Annotated in this window: 17 protein-coding genes; 13 read left to right on the top strand and 4 right to left on the bottom strand. The window is 66.0% G+C overall.

All coding sequences use genetic code 11. From position 1 onward, the window contains the following. Positions 1 to 13: 13 nt before the first annotated feature. Entirely contained in the window at positions 14 to 196 is a 183-nt protein-coding gene (locus tag ACH2A7_RS05060; protein WP_394960589.1) for a ferredoxin, read from the bottom strand. A 155-nt stretch (positions 197 to 351) separates the two neighbouring features. On the opposite strand from ACH2A7_RS05060, the gene ACH2A7_RS05055 reads away from it, so the two are divergent. The 6 genes from ACH2A7_RS05055 (at position 352) to ACH2A7_RS05030 (ending at position 5492) form a co-directional block, all read left to right on the top strand. Continuing rightward, a complete protein-coding gene (locus ACH2A7_RS05055; protein ID WP_394960736.1) occupies positions 352 to 744 on the top strand; it encodes a transposase in 393 nt (130 codons plus the stop codon). 55 nt (positions 745 to 799) lie between these two features. After that, entirely contained in the window at positions 800 to 2098 is a 1299-nt protein-coding gene (locus tag ACH2A7_RS05050) for an ABC transporter substrate-binding protein (RefSeq protein ID WP_394960588.1), read from the top strand. 88 nt (positions 2099 to 2186) lie between these two features. Next, a complete protein-coding gene (rbr, locus tag ACH2A7_RS05045) occupies positions 2187 to 2723 on the top strand; it encodes a rubrerythrin (protein WP_394960587.1) in 537 nt (178 codons plus the stop codon). A gap of 194 nt (positions 2724 to 2917) precedes the next feature. After that, a complete protein-coding gene (locus ACH2A7_RS05040) occupies positions 2918 to 3778 on the top strand; it encodes a putative manganese transporter (RefSeq protein WP_394960586.1) in 861 nt (286 codons plus the stop codon). A 211-nt stretch (positions 3779 to 3989) separates the two neighbouring features. Continuing rightward, positions 3990 to 5126 (top strand): N-acetylglucosamine-6-phosphate deacetylase, encoded by a 1137-nt coding sequence (gene nagA, locus ACH2A7_RS05035; protein WP_394960585.1) that lies wholly within the window; start codon positions 3990 to 3992, stop codon positions 5124 to 5126. Positions 5127 to 5141: 15 nt separating this feature from the next. Beyond that, positions 5142 to 5492 carry an arsenate reductase family protein gene (locus ACH2A7_RS05030; protein ID WP_394960584.1) on the top strand — a complete coding sequence of 117 codons (351 nt, stop codon included), beginning with the start codon at positions 5142 to 5144 and terminating at the stop codon, positions 5490 to 5492. A 45-nt stretch (positions 5493 to 5537) separates the two neighbouring features. Here ACH2A7_RS05030 and ACH2A7_RS05025 read toward each other — a convergent pair whose 3' ends face one another. Then, on the bottom strand, positions 5538 to 6047 hold the full coding sequence (locus tag ACH2A7_RS05025) for a DUF6591 domain-containing protein (protein WP_394960583.1): 510 nt from the start codon (positions 6045 to 6047) through the stop codon (positions 5538 to 5540). Between the two features lie 149 nt (positions 6048 to 6196). On the opposite strand from ACH2A7_RS05025, the gene ACH2A7_RS05020 reads away from it, so the two are divergent. Next, on the top strand, positions 6197 to 6496 hold the full coding sequence (locus tag ACH2A7_RS05020) for a helix-turn-helix domain-containing protein (RefSeq protein ID WP_394960582.1): 300 nt from the start codon (positions 6197 to 6199) through the stop codon (positions 6494 to 6496). Positions 6497 to 6547: 51 nt separating this feature from the next. On the opposite strand, the gene ACH2A7_RS05015 is transcribed toward ACH2A7_RS05020, so the two are convergent. Further along, positions 6548 to 6862 (bottom strand): AzlD domain-containing protein, encoded by a 315-nt coding sequence (locus ACH2A7_RS05015; RefSeq protein ID WP_394960581.1) that lies wholly within the window; start codon positions 6860 to 6862, stop codon positions 6548 to 6550. Next, positions 6859 to 7587 carry an AzlC family ABC transporter permease gene (locus tag ACH2A7_RS05010; RefSeq protein ID WP_394960580.1) on the bottom strand — a complete coding sequence of 243 codons (729 nt, stop codon included), beginning with the start codon at positions 7585 to 7587 and terminating at the stop codon, positions 6859 to 6861. The genes ACH2A7_RS05015 and ACH2A7_RS05010 overlap by 4 nt, the downstream gene beginning before the upstream one ends. 215 nt (positions 7588 to 7802) lie before the next feature. Between ACH2A7_RS05010 and ACH2A7_RS05005 the strand changes: the two genes are divergently transcribed. The 6 genes from ACH2A7_RS05005 (at position 7803) to ACH2A7_RS04980 (ending at position 12481) form a co-directional block, all read left to right on the top strand. Continuing rightward, on the top strand, positions 7803 to 8609 hold the full coding sequence (locus ACH2A7_RS05005) for an HAD hydrolase family protein (protein WP_394960579.1): 807 nt from the start codon (positions 7803 to 7805) through the stop codon (positions 8607 to 8609). After that, entirely contained in the window at positions 8599 to 9087 is a 489-nt protein-coding gene (locus tag ACH2A7_RS05000) for a DNA-deoxyinosine glycosylase (RefSeq protein WP_394960578.1), read from the top strand. The genes ACH2A7_RS05005 and ACH2A7_RS05000 overlap by 11 nt, the downstream gene beginning before the upstream one ends. A 68-nt stretch (positions 9088 to 9155) precedes the next feature. Then, the gene (locus ACH2A7_RS04995) at positions 9156 to 9785 is read left to right on the top strand and encodes a 5-bromo-4-chloroindolyl phosphate hydrolysis family protein (RefSeq protein WP_394960577.1); all 630 of its coding nucleotides are present in this window, start codon (positions 9156 to 9158) and stop codon (positions 9783 to 9785) included. 28 nt (positions 9786 to 9813) lie between these two features. Further along, positions 9814 to 10974 (top strand): toxic anion resistance protein, encoded by a 1161-nt coding sequence (locus ACH2A7_RS04990; protein ID WP_394960576.1) that lies wholly within the window; start codon positions 9814 to 9816, stop codon positions 10972 to 10974. Beyond that, entirely contained in the window at positions 10974 to 11540 is a 567-nt protein-coding gene (locus tag ACH2A7_RS04985; RefSeq protein ID WP_394960575.1) for a LemA family protein, read from the top strand. The genes ACH2A7_RS04990 and ACH2A7_RS04985 overlap by 1 nt, the downstream gene beginning before the upstream one ends. Beyond that, complete coding sequence (locus ACH2A7_RS04980; RefSeq protein ID WP_394960574.1) at positions 11537 to 12481, top strand: TPM domain-containing protein; 945 nt, start codon at positions 11537 to 11539, stop codon at positions 12479 to 12481. Before ACH2A7_RS04985 ends, ACH2A7_RS04980 begins: the two co-directional genes overlap by 4 nt. Positions 12482 to 12488: the final 7 nt, after the last annotated feature.

The raw sequence follows: 12488 nt of genomic DNA, 5'->3' as shown, positions 1-12488 counted from the left end.
TGTGCCCCGGGGCTCACTCGGCCCGGATGACGTTTGCCGGGCAGTTGGCGGCGGCCTCCCGGGCGGCCTCCTCGTCGGCGGGGCCGGGCTGGGCGGCCACCCGGGCCAGGCCCTCGGCGTCCATCTCGAATACCGCCGGGCAGGTGGAGGCGCACAGGGTGCACCCGATGCAGCCGGGTTCGATGGTAACCTGCATGACTGATCTCTCCTTGCGTTTTGTCGGGGCCGGGCGGCCCCGCACCGGAAGTATGGCCCGCTGCCCCGCCCCGGATTCATCCGGCCTTTATTTTGACGCCCGGTTTGTGGTACAATAGAAAAAAGCGCCGAAAGGGGCGGTGTGCCGTGTACGAGATGGCCCAGATGCAGTTGACGGTGTATGACTTTGTGCAGCCCTTTGAGGGGCGCCTGAACGGGGAGAACCGCTGGGTGCGCCTTGCCGGAAAGATCGACTGGCTGAAGCTGGAAAAGCAGTACGCCGCCCACTTTGGCGAGGGTGGGGCGGTGGCCCTGCCCCTGCGCATGGCCTTCGGCAGCCTGGTCATCCGGGCGGCGCTGGGCCTGTCCGACCGGCAGACGGTGGAACTCATCCGGGAGGACCCCTATCTGCAATACTTCATCGGCCTGTCTGCCTTCACGGATGAGGCGCCCTTCTCCGCCCGCAGCATGGCGGCCTTCCGGCGGCGCATCCCCCAGAGCCAGGTGACGAAGGCGGTGCGGCTGTTCAAAAAACTCTCCCGGGACTGAGGGCCGGCACGCGCCGGCGGGTCCCGGCATATCCTGAGCAAAGGGGGCGGGTGTGATGCCGCCAGAAAAGCATATCTTCCGGGCGGGCGACGCCGACCCCTCGGGCTCGCTGCGCCGGCAGGGCGGCAAGACCGTGTTCCGCGCGGGCGGCGGGAAGGGGGACCGGCCGGTCAAAAAGGCCGCCGCGCCCGGGAAAAGCAACGCGCCGTCCCAGGCCGCCGCGCCCGACCAAACGCCGCCCGCCCCGTCCCGGCCGGTGAAACTGCGCCGCGGCCCCGGGCCGGGGGAGCAAAGCGCCCGGGCCCCGCAGCCGCGGCAGGCCGCAAGATCGCCCGGCGCCGCACCGCGCCCGGCGGCCCGGCCGGCAAAGCGGAAGGCGGCCCGGCGCGGCCCGCTTCTGCCGCTGTGTATCCTCACGGGCCTGCTGGCCCTGCTGCTGGTCTGCTTTGCGGGCTGGGCGCTGGACCTTCCCGGCCGCCTGGCGGCGCTGACGGGGCCCGCCGCCTCCTCCTCGGCCCAGGCCGGGCAGGAGTGGCCCGCCATGGTGGGCGACCGCATGGTGAGCGAAAAGCCCGCAAAGGTGGTGAGCCTCTCGCCCATGGTCACCGAGGCGCTGCTGAGCCTGCCGGGGCACGAGGCCCTCTGCGCCGTCACCGAGTACTGTGACGCCCGCTCCACCTCCCTTCCCACCGTGGGCACGCCGCTGCTGCCCCGCACCGAGGAGATCATCGCCCTCGCGCCGGACTATGTGCTCTGCCAGACGCCCCTCGCGGGCCCGGTGCAGACCGCGCTGGAACAGGCGGGGGTAGAGGTCATCCAGCTGGATACCCCCGCCGACCTTGCCGGCCTGCGCCAGTTCTATGGCCAGCTTGGGGCGCTGCTGGGCGGCAATGAGACCGGCCGCGCTCTGGGCTATGGGGTGATCGACCGGCTGGAGAGCACCCTCGCCCGCTACGACGCGGCCCTGCCGGAGAAAGCCACCGCCCTGTTGCTGCCCGACCTGTCGGGCCTGGCGGCCACGGCGGACACCGCCGAGTGGACGCTGCTGGGGCAGGTGTTCCGGCACCCGCTGCCCGACGCCGCCGACTGGCTGGCGGGTGCCGGGTGCCTGACCGACGAGGACGGGGAAAACGACCTGGACGAGATCCGCGCCGCAGACCCGGATGTGCTGCTGGTGGCGGATACCGTCTCGCCCGAGGAGCTGGCTGACGCCCTGGGGGACCTGCGGGCGGTGCAGAATGGCGCGGTGGTCTGGCTGGACCTGCGCCTCACCGAGACCCTGTCCCCCCGGCTGGTGTTCGCCATCGCCGACGCGGCGGCCCTGGCCTACCCGGAATTTGCCGCGGCCTCTTGACTTTTGCGCCCCGGCGGTGTAAGATAAGACTGCAAATAGGAATTGCTCCTATAAAACACGACGATCATTCGAAAACGGAGGTATGACTATGCAACTGAAGGGTTCCAAGACCGAAGCGAATCTGATGGCCGCCTTTGCTGGCGAGAGCCAGGCCTACACCAAATACGGCTATTACGCGTCCAAGGCCAAGAAAGAGGGCTACAACGAGCTGGCGGATGTGTTCGCCGAGACCGCGGGCAACGAAAAGGAGCACGCGAAGATCTGGTTCAAGCTGCTGCACGACGGCATGCCCGACACTCTGGCCAATCTGGCGGATGCCGCCGCCGGCGAGAACTATGAGTGGACGGATATGTACGCCGGCTTTGCCGCCACCGCCGAGGAGGAGGGCTTTGCCCGCATCGCCCAGCTGTTCCGGATGGTGGGCGCCATCGAGAAGGGGCACGAGGAGCGCTATCGCGAGGTGAAGAAGCTGCTGGAGGAGGGCCGCCTGTTCGCCCGGGAGACTGAGCAGGTATGGATCTGCACCAACTGCGGCCACATCCACATCGGCACCCATGCCCCCGAGAAGTGCCCGGTGTGCGAGCATCCCCAGGCCTACTTTGTGCTGCGCGCCGAGAATCACTGAGCGCCGGCCCAGAAATAACGCAAAAGCGGCCCCCGCGAAGCGCGGGGGCCGCTTTTTTTGCCCCGCCGGTGAAAAAAGCGGGCGAAAATGGGGGTGGGGGGCCTTGCGAAGGGGTGACGGGGCGGGGTATACTGAACCATGTCCGAACCATCCGGGGGCGCTGTGGCCCCCGCAAAAGAAACGGAGAGCTTTCCTTGATCCAACATGTTCTGCTTCACGCGCTGGAAGACAGCGCGAAAATGCTTCCCTTCCTGTTTGTTGCCTACCTGCTGATCGAGTTGATCGAGCGCCGCCAGGGCGAGCGCATCGAGCGGGCGCTGGCGGGCGGCGGGCGGTGGGGCTTTGCGGTGGGCGCCCTGCTGGGCTGCGCGCCCCAGTGCGGCTTTTCCGCCATGGCAGCCAACTTTTACGGCAGCCGGGTCATCAGCCTGGGCGCGCTGATGGCGGTGTTCATCGCCACCAGCGACGAGGCGGTGCCGCTGATGCTGGCGGTGCCCGAGCGCTGGGGCGACCTGGCGGTGCTGCTGGCCTTCAAGGTGGTGCTGGGCGCGGCGGTGGGCGCCGTGCTGGACCTTTTGCTGCGGCGGCGGCTGCCCGCGTCCATGCGGGGCGGCTACACCGGCCACGCCGACGAGGTGGACTGCCACGAGCACCACGAGGAAAAACAGAGCCTGGTGGTCGCGGCGCTGAGCCACACCGTGAACATCTTTCTGTGGGTGCTGGCCCTGAGCGTGGTGATCGGCCTTGTGATCGAGGGCGTGGGGGAGGACAACTTCACCGGCTTCCTCACCGGCATGGGCCTGGCCCAGCCCCTCTTCGCGGCGCTGCTGGGCCTGGTGCCCAACTGCGCCTCCAGCGTGCTGCTCACCCAGCTGTACCTGTCGGGGGCCATCGGCTTTTCGTCGGTCACGGCGGGCCTTTGCGCCAACGCGGGGGTGGGCCTGCTGGTGCTGTTCCGGGCCAACCCCAGCCTCAAACAGAACCTGTTCATCACCGCCCTGCTCTGGGCGGTGGGCGCTGGCTGCGGCATGGTGCTGATGCTGCTGGGCCTTTGAAACGCGCGATCCTTCCGCGAGAAAGCGGGGGCGGACGTCACGGTCCGCCCCCGCTGTTTTGTTGCCGTTCCGGATGTAAAACTGTACAAAATTTGCACGATCGGCTTTTTGCGATTCAGCGAATTGTCCCACGCCGCCCCGCGCTGTATAATCAAGGTATGAAAGAACTTCAGGCGCGTGCGCCCTCTTTGTACCGAAAGGAGAGTTTTCCATGATCATCAAAAACGGACAGGTTTTCAATTCCAACGGCCAGTTCATTCCCGCCGACGTGGAGATCGCCGGCGACCGCATCGTGCGGGTGGCCCCGGCGGGCACCCTCCAGGGCGGCGAGGAGATCGACGCCGCGGGCAGATACGTCACCCCCGGCTTTGTGGACATCCACATCCACGGGGCCGCCGGCGCGGATTTCTGCGACGGCATGGACGGCAGCGACAAGTATGTGCGGGCGATCCAGAAGTATCTGGGCAGCCAGGGCGTCACCAGCTTCCTGGGCACCACGATGGCGTTCAGCGAGGAGATTTTGGACCGCATCTTTGACGTGGCCCGGCCCATCTTCGGCCAGGAGGGCTACGGCGCGGTGCTGCGGGGCGTCAATATGGAGGGCCCCTTCTTCAACAAGGCCAAAAAGGGCGCCCAGGCCGAGGAGTACATCGTCGATCCCGACTGGGAGATGTTCCAGCGCCTGTGGGAGCGCAGCGGCCACAACATCCGCCTGGTGGACGTGGCCCCCGAACTGCCCGGCGCGCTGGAGTTCGCCCGGAAGGCCGGCCAGCTGTGCACCGTCTCCATCGCCCACACCTGCGCCGATTACAGCCAGGCCTGCGCGGCCTTTGCCAACGGCTTCACCCACACCACCCACCTGTTCAACGCCATGCCCGCCTTCACCCATCGGGCCCCCGGCGTGGTGGGCGCCGCCAGCGATTATGCCGAGCATGTTGAGATGATCTGCGACGGCATCCATCTGAACCCGTCGGTGGTGCGCGCGGTGTTCCGGATGTTCGGGCCGGACCGGGTGTGCATCATCAGCGACGCCATGCAGGCCTGCGGTATGCCCAACGGCGAGTACAGCTTGGGCGGCCAGAAGGTGTTCATGACCGACGGCCTGGCCACCCTGGCGGACGGCACCATCGCCGGCAGCGCCACCTGCCAGCCCGAGGGCTTCCGCCGGGCCGTCAAGTTCGGCGTGCCGCTGGAGGCCGCGCTGAAGGCCGCCACCATGAACCCCGCCAAGGCCGCCGGCCTCTTCGACGAGATCGGCAGCATCGCCGTGGGCAAGCGGGCGGACGTGCTGGTGCTGGGCGCCGACCTGCACCCCGAGCACATCTTCATCGGCGGCAAAGAACTGTGACCCGGAGGCTGTTTCATGACCACTTTCCTGTGCTATGACAAATGCTCCACCTGCAAAAAGGCGGAGAACTGGCTCAAAGAGCAGGGCGCCGCGTACACCGCCCGCCCCATCAAGGAGCAGAACCCCACCGCCGCCGAACTGGAGGGCTGGCTGGCCCAAAGCGGCCTGCCGGTGAAGCGCTTCGTGAACACCAGCGGCCTGCTGTACAAATCCATGGGCCTGAAAGACAAGCTGCCCGCCATGAGCGACCGCCAGGTCTGCGAACTGCTGGCCACCGACGGGATGCTGGTCAAGCGCCCGGTGCTCATCACCGACAAGGGCGTGTGCCCCGGCTTCAAGCCCGAGGAGTGGGCAAAGCTGCTGTGAAAAAAGTATGCGCCCCGGAGCAAAGGCTCCGGGGCGCATTTTCCGTCATCCGGCAGAGATCTCCAGCAATTTCTGGCTGACCCGGGTCTGAACATCCAGATAAAGGGAAAGTTCCGCTGTGGTCAGGTCATCGCTGTTCCAATTGTTGAAATCAGATGTCACCTGAGCGTACTGCTCCATCATGTCAGCGTAATCCGCCAGCATGCTTAAGTCGGTCCCGTCGGACTCGCTGTAGCGCTGCATGAAATCGCAGTATTCATCAAAAAAGGATTCATAGCTGTCCATTGCCTGCTGGAATTCCGGGCGTATCTCACCGTCGGAAAGGGTGGCGGCACTTTGCACCTCCGTGGCAGACGAAGCGTCCGGCGTCAGATCTTCGGGCGCCGATTCCGGGCCTTCGCTCTCTTCCGCAACAGAGGCCGCGCTGGATGCATCGCTTCCGGCCTGGCTTGTCGCCGTGGGGGCGGACGTTCCCGTTCCGGATGGCGTTCCGCTGCAAGCGGCCATCAAAGCCAACAAAAGCGCCGCGGCCAGAGCCGCACAGATGTTTCGCATGATTCATTCCTCCGATCAAAAATAGGGGTGTTGCCTGCTTCGGCTGGTAAGAGTATACACCTGTTTTGAAGGGATGTCAAATTAAATTATCATTATGATAAGGCAATATCAAAATGGTCATTGTAATCTGGAGGAAAGGGGAGAGTGCAATGACCAAAGAATTGCTTACCGTGGCGGAGAGGATCAAGTCTCTGCGGGAAAAACTGGAACTGACCCAAGCGGAGATCGCTCGTCAGCTTGGGATCTCCCGCGCGGGTGTGAATGCCTGGGAAATGGGGCTTGCGGTTCCGTCAACGCAATATGTGGTGGAACTTGCAAAGATGTTTGGGGTCTCCACCGATTATCTGTTGGGAATGGACACAACCGCCGCGGTCTCGGTGGAAGGGCTGTCCGAAAAACAGGTGGCGGCGGTGGTGAACGTGATCGAGTGTTTCCGTGCCGAAAAATAAAGGAACCATCCCCGGACCAACGGTCCGGGGATGGTTCCTTTTGAGAAGGGTTCAGAAGGAAAGGAGGGGCAGCAGCCGCTCCACCAGGAACACGGTGACACTGGCGCAGACGGCCACCGTCATCAGCCCCTTGCCGGCAAAGGCCACCGCCACCGCCACCACCAGCGCCGCGGCGGCGCTCACCGGGCTTTCGGTGGCTGTGAGGATGGCCGGAAAGGTCATGGCCGTGAGGCAGGCATAGGGCACATAGTACAAAAAGGACTGCAGCCAACGGCTGCGGATCTTTTTTTGCAAAAGGGTCAGGGGCAGCATGCGGATGAGATAGGTCACCCCCGCCATCACCACAAGATACCACACAAGGCTCATACCGCCGCCTCCTTTCCCCCGTCGTCCTCGGGAGAAGCGTCCACCGGGAACAGCCAGGCGCCCATGGCGGCGGCGGCCAGCGTGCTGAGCACGATGGCAAAGCCGCTGCCCACCATCCTGGACAGGGGCGTCCAGGCAAGGATGCAGCTTGCCGCGGCGGCCGCTGCCGCCACCAGCCGCACCGGCCTGGAGCGGCGCATGGGCGGCACCACGATGGCGATGAACATGCTGTAAAGCGCCACCCCCAGCGCGCTGCGCACGGCGGGGCTCAAAACCGCGCCGGCCACCGCGCCGGCCACGGTGCCCGACGTCCAGCCCACGATGGGCAGGCTGGCAAGGCCGTACATATAGCGGGGGGTGAGCGGCGCCGCCCGCCCCATGGCCACCGCGAAGATCTCGTCGGTGTTGGCAAAGGCCACGATCATCCGCCGCCAGGTGGTGAATGCCGGGCCGAACCGCTGGCTCAGCGAGAGGCTCATCAGCGCGTAGCGCAGGTTGATGACCAGCTGGGTCAAAGCCAGTTCCACCAGGGAGCCGTGGGCCAGAATCACCGTCAGTCCGGCAAACTGGCCTGCGCTGGTCATGTTGGTCAGACTGATGAGCCCGGCCGTCAACGGCGAGAGCCCGCCGTTCACCGCCAGGATGCCGAAGGTGAAGCTTACCGAAAAATATCCCACGCCGATGGCGAGCCCGTCCCGCAGGCCGCAAGCGTATTCGCTCCTCATGGTTTTCCCTCCGCCGTGATGATTGCTGCGCCTCATTATACTACCAACGGCGGGGCAGTGCAAAGGGTTTCGCAAAAAACTTTTTGTACGTTGCCGTAAACGCTGTGTCCGCCCAAGTTTTTCTTGTGCCCGCCGGGCAAACTGTCTATAATAGGGCTATGGGCCGCCGCGCGTTTCGGCCCGGCCCTACCCCGTAAAAAGGAGAACCTTTTCCCATGCGTTACAAAGCGATCATACTGGATGTGGACGGCACGCTGGTGGCCCACGGCGAGCCATCCGCCCGCCCGGCGGTGGCCGGGATGGTGCGGCGGGTGCAGGCCCTGGGCGTGAAGGTGGTCATCGCCACCGGGCGCACCTACTACGCCATGAACACCTCCATCCTGGGGGGCATCAAGCCGGACTATGCCGTCTGCGCCAACGGCGCGCAGGTGCTGGACGAAGAGGGCAACCTGCTGGCCAGCGAGGACTTCACCCCCGAGGAGATGTATGCCCTGGTGGACTACTTCGAGGACTACGACTACCCCCTGGCCTTCTGCTTTTCCGACAGCTACTACGTCTATGTGGAGTTTGAAAAGATGCGCCGGTTTTACAAGTCGGTCACCGGCCACGAGGAGTTTGTGCGGGACGGCGAGGACCAGGACCGGCATCTGCGGGACATGCCCTTCGGCGCCTTTGGCATCCTGCCCCCTGAGGCGGTGGAGGATTTCGCCGCCCGCTACGGCCATCTGGGGTTGCAGTTCGTGCCCTATCACCCCGGCTATTACGACATCAACCGCGCCGGTACCACCAAGGCGGTGGGGGTGAAAAAGCTGATGGAGCGCTGCGGCTGGAAGGCGGACGAACTGCTGAGCATGGGCGACAACGACAACGACGTGCCGCTGATGAAGCTGGTGGGCCGGTCCTGGTGCATGGCCAACGGCTCCGACGCGGCCAAGGCCGCCGCCAGCGCCATCGCGCCGCCGGTCACCGAGGAGGGCGTGGCCGCCGCCCTGCGACAGGAGTTCTTTCCCCATGAGTTTTGATCCGGTGTTCGGCCCGGGCAGCCGGGCGCTCATCCTGGGCAGCTGGCCCAGCCCCGAAAGCTGGCGCCAGGGCTTTTACTACGGCCACCCCCGCAACCGGTTCTGGCCGCTGCTGGCAAGGCTGTGCGCCGCGCCGGTGCCGGGAACGGTGGAACAAAAGCGGGCGCTGATCCTGCAAAACGGCCTGGCCCTCTGGGATGTGCTGGAACGCTGCACCGTCACCGGCGCGGCGGACGCCTCCATCAAGGACCCGGTGCCGGTGGACCTGGCGGCCCTGCTGGAGCAGGCGCCCGTTGAGGCGGTCTTCTGCAACGGGGCCACCGCCTTCCGGCTGTATGAAAAAATGCTGCGGCCGGTCTCGGGCCTCGCCGCCGTGCGGCTGCCCAGCACCAGCCCCGCCAACGCCGCCTGGAGCCTGGACCGGCTGGCCGGCGCCTGGGGCCAGGCGCTGGGGCCCTGGATCTGCGGCCGGCGTTGATTTGACTGCTTTAGTATGGTAAAATAACAACAAATGACGGGCCGGCCGGTCCGCAGGAGAAACGAAGCATGAGCAAGACCATCCAGATCAAAAAGAAGCCCGCCGCCCCCTGGTACGTCGCCGGGGCGGTGTGGGTGGCGGGGGCGCTGGCGCTGCCCGTCTACCAGCTGTGGGCGCTGGGCCTTGTGGCGGTCGCCTCGCTGGCGGCGCTGGCCGCGGCCTTCAAACTCTGCCCGCCGGTGATCGAGACGAAGGAGATGCCCTATCTCACCGGCCGGGAAGACGCGGACGAGATGCTCCGACAGATCGACGCCGACCGCCACCGCCTGCGGGTGCTGGACGAGCGCATCCCCGACGACGCCCTCAGCGCCGCCATCCGCCGGATGGTGGCCGCCTGCGACGGCATCCTGACCCAGCTGGAAAAGGACCCGGACAAGGCCCCGCAGGTGCGGCGCTTTGCCAACCACTACCTGCCGGACGCGGTGAAGATCCTCACCCTCTACGCCGACATGGAGGAGACGGGCGTGACCGGCGAGAACGCTGAGGAGGTGCGAAAGCAGGTGGAGGCGAACGCGGCGGTCATCGCCACCGCTTTTGAAAACCAGCTGGACAGCCTCTATTCCGCCGCCGCGCTGGACCTGGACGCCGACCTGGAAGTACTCAAAGGCATGCTGAAAGGGCAGGGCCTTGTGGAATAAATTTTCGATAGCGAAAGGAAGAACGACCATGGACGAAAACAACATGAGCCCCGAGTTGACCCTGGATGCCGTGCCCACCCTCACCCTGGACCCCGCCGCCGACGAGGCGGCCGCGGCGGCCGCCGCGGAGGAGGAGAAGAAGGTCGAGCCGGTGATGATCGAGGAGACCCGCCTGACCCCCGAGGAGCAGAAGATGGTGGATGAGTTCGCCGAGAAGATCGACGTGACCAACAGCCAGCTGGTGCTGCAGTACGGCGCGGCCACCCAGAAGAAGATCGGCGATTTCAGCGAGACCGCCCTGGACAAGGTGCGCACCAAGGACCTGGGCGAGACGGGCGAGATGATCGCCAGCCTGGTCACCGAGCTCAAGGGCTTTGACGCCCAGGAGGAGAGCAAGGGCATCTTCGGCTTCTTCAAGAAGGCGGGCAGCGGCATCGAGGCCATGAAGGCCAAGTACGCCAAGGCCGAGACCAATGTGGAGAAGATCGAGGCGGTGCTGGAGGGCCATCAGGTGCAGCTGCTGAAGGACGTGGCCATGCTGGACAAGATGTACCAGATGAACATGCTCTACTTCAAGGAACTCACCATGTACATCCTGGCGGGCAAGAAAAAGCTCAAGCAGGTGCGGGAGGGCGAGTTGAAGGCCGCCATGGACAAGGCCAAGGCCAGCGGCCTGCCCGAGGACGCCCAGGCCGCCCGGGACCTGGCGGATATGTGCGACCGGTTCGAGAAAAAGCTCTACGATCTGGAACTCACCCGCAACGTGTCCATCCAGATGGGCCCCCAGATCCGGCTCATCCAGAACAACGACACCATGATGGCGGAGAAGATCCAGACCAGCATCGTGAACACCATCCCCCTGTGGAAGAGCCAGATGGTGCTGGCGCTGGGCCTGGCCCACAGCCAGCAGGCCATCGAGGCCCAGCGGGCGGTGAGCGACATGACCAACGAACTGCTGAAGAAGAACGCCGCGGCCTTAAAGCAGGGCACGGTGGAGGCGGCCAAGGAGTCCGAGCGGGGCATCGTGGACATCGAGACCCTGCAGGCCACCAACAAGAGCCTCATCGAGACGCTGGACGAACTGAACAAGATCCAGTCGGAGGGCCGCGCCAAGCGGGCCGCCGCCGAGGTGGAGCTGGGCCGCATCGAGGGCGAACTGAAGCAGAAACTGATGGAGCTGCATAATTGATGAAGGGGCCGTGTAAACTGGAACAGCTGCTGCCCGCGCCGCTGAAGAACAAGGCGGTGGCGGTGGCCGCCGCCTGCCTGCTGGCCGTCGGCTCGGTGTTCGGCATCGGCGGGGCAAAGCTTGCCGCCTATGCAAACAGCACCGCCGCCGCCTTTTCCGACGGGATGTACTCCATCGCCGCCGACCTGGACGCCCGGCTCAACTCGGCGGCGAACCTTGCCACGGTGGCCGAAAAGGTCGGCGGGGTGAGCGGCGAGGCCATCAACGGGGTGAACGGCGCCATCCAGGCGGTGCAGGCCGCCCAGGGGCCCGCCGCCAAGGCCGCCGCCGACGGGGCGCTGGCCCAGGCGGTGAACGCCCTCTACGACGAGGCTGTGGCCCTGGCGGACCAAAACCAGTACGACCTGCTGGCCGGGGAACTGGCGGAGTTCAACGCCCGGGGCAACACCATCCGAAACAACGACTATAATTCCCGGGCGCAGGCGTTCAACGACACCCTCGCCGGCCAGCCGGCGAAGCTGATCGGCGCGCTCTGGGGCATCGAGGAGGCGGAGTATTACCAATGAGACAGTGGAAACGCGCCCTTGCCGGCGCGGCGCTGGCGGCGATGCTGCTCACCGGCAGCGTCTTCGCGGCAGTGCCCGCCGCCCCTGAAAACAGCTGTGTGCTGGACGAGGCGAACGTGCTCTCGGAGCGCACCGAGCAGGCGGTGAACGATCTGACCATCGCGCTGGACGAGGCCTGCGGGGCACAGATGGCCGTGCTCACGGTGGACTTCACCGGCACCGACACCACCGCCGGCTACGCCTCCCAGGTGTTCAACGCCTGGGGCGTGGGCGACCCGGACAAGAACAACGGCGTGCTGCTGTTGCTGGTGATCGGCGCCCAGGACTACTACTGCACCGTGGGCACCGGCCTGGAAAAGGATCTGACGCCGCAGAAGGTGGACGATCTTCTCTGGAACAATCTGGAAGAGGGCTTTGCCAAGGGCGATTATGACGCGGGCGTCACCGCCTTTGCCAATGCCATGTACGACGAACTGTGCGATATCTATGGCGTGCAGCCCGGCCAGAACACCGGTGGCGGCGCCCCCGCCCCCGCGCCGGAGGGCCCCTCTCTCGCGGCCCGGATCGGCGGTGCTTTCACGCTGGTGATCGTGCTGGCGGTGCTCCTGCTGCTGGTGGTGGTGGGCAGCCTGCTGCATCCCGTGCGCTATGTGCGCACCCGCTGGTTTGGCTACAGCTATCCGCCCCTGCCGCCCCGCCGGTTCTACGGCGGCTGGCACCGGCGGCCTCCGCCGCCTCCGCCGCCCCGCGGCCCGCGCCCGCCCTGTCCCGGCGGCCCCGGCGGGTTTGGCGGCTTTGGCGGCGGTTCCTCCCGCCCGTCCTCGTCCTCCCGGCCGAAGAACTTCGGCGGCTTTGGCGGCGGTTCCTCCCGGGGCTCGGGAGCCGGGCGCCGCAGCGGCGGCGGTTCCCGCTCCGGCGGCGGTGCGGGCCGACGCAGATAAGGGCCTA

This window comes from Candidatus Allofournierella merdavium (assembly GCF_944382735.1).
Classification (GTDB): Bacteria; Bacillota; Clostridia; order Oscillospirales; family Ruminococcaceae; genus Allofournierella_A; species Allofournierella_A merdavium.
This window is presented reverse-complemented; position numbering and strand designations above follow the sequence as displayed.

Excerpts from the sequence above, each read along its gene's own strand:
- ACH2A7_RS05060 (WP_394960589.1), bottom strand. The coding sequence starts at position 196 with ATGCAGGTTACCATCGAACCCGGCTGCATCGGGTGCACCCTGTGCGCC.
- ACH2A7_RS05055 (WP_394960736.1), top strand. The coding sequence starts at position 352 with ATGGCCCAGATGCAGTTGACGGTGTATGACTTTGTGCAGCCCTTTGAG.
- ACH2A7_RS05050 (WP_394960588.1), top strand. The coding sequence starts at position 800 with ATGCCGCCAGAAAAGCATATCTTCCGGGCGGGCGACGCCGACCCCTCG.
- rbr (WP_394960587.1), top strand. The coding sequence starts at position 2,187 with ATGCAACTGAAGGGTTCCAAGACCGAAGCGAATCTGATGGCCGCCTTT.
- nagA (WP_394960585.1), top strand. The coding sequence starts at position 3,990 with ATGATCATCAAAAACGGACAGGTTTTCAATTCCAACGGCCAGTTCATT.
- ACH2A7_RS05030 (WP_394960584.1), top strand. The coding sequence starts at position 5,142 with ATGACCACTTTCCTGTGCTATGACAAATGCTCCACCTGCAAAAAGGCG.
- ACH2A7_RS05025 (WP_394960583.1), bottom strand. The coding sequence starts at position 6,047 with ATGCGAAACATCTGTGCGGCTCTGGCCGCGGCGCTTTTGTTGGCTTTG.
- ACH2A7_RS05020 (WP_394960582.1), top strand. The coding sequence starts at position 6,197 with ATGACCAAAGAATTGCTTACCGTGGCGGAGAGGATCAAGTCTCTGCGG.
- ACH2A7_RS05015 (WP_394960581.1), bottom strand. The coding sequence starts at position 6,862 with ATGAGCCTTGTGTGGTATCTTGTGGTGATGGCGGGGGTGACCTATCTC.
- ACH2A7_RS05010 (WP_394960580.1), bottom strand. The coding sequence starts at position 7,587 with ATGAGGAGCGAATACGCTTGCGGCCTGCGGGACGGGCTCGCCATCGGC.
- ACH2A7_RS05005 (WP_394960579.1), top strand. The coding sequence starts at position 7,803 with ATGCGTTACAAAGCGATCATACTGGATGTGGACGGCACGCTGGTGGCC.
- ACH2A7_RS05000 (WP_394960578.1), top strand. The coding sequence starts at position 8,599 with ATGAGTTTTGATCCGGTGTTCGGCCCGGGCAGCCGGGCGCTCATCCTG.
- ACH2A7_RS04995 (WP_394960577.1), top strand. The coding sequence starts at position 9,156 with ATGAGCAAGACCATCCAGATCAAAAAGAAGCCCGCCGCCCCCTGGTAC.
- ACH2A7_RS04990 (WP_394960576.1), top strand. The coding sequence starts at position 9,814 with ATGGACGAAAACAACATGAGCCCCGAGTTGACCCTGGATGCCGTGCCC.
- ACH2A7_RS04985 (WP_394960575.1), top strand. The coding sequence starts at position 10,974 with ATGAAGGGGCCGTGTAAACTGGAACAGCTGCTGCCCGCGCCGCTGAAG.
- ACH2A7_RS04980 (WP_394960574.1), top strand. The coding sequence starts at position 11,537 with ATGAGACAGTGGAAACGCGCCCTTGCCGGCGCGGCGCTGGCGGCGATG.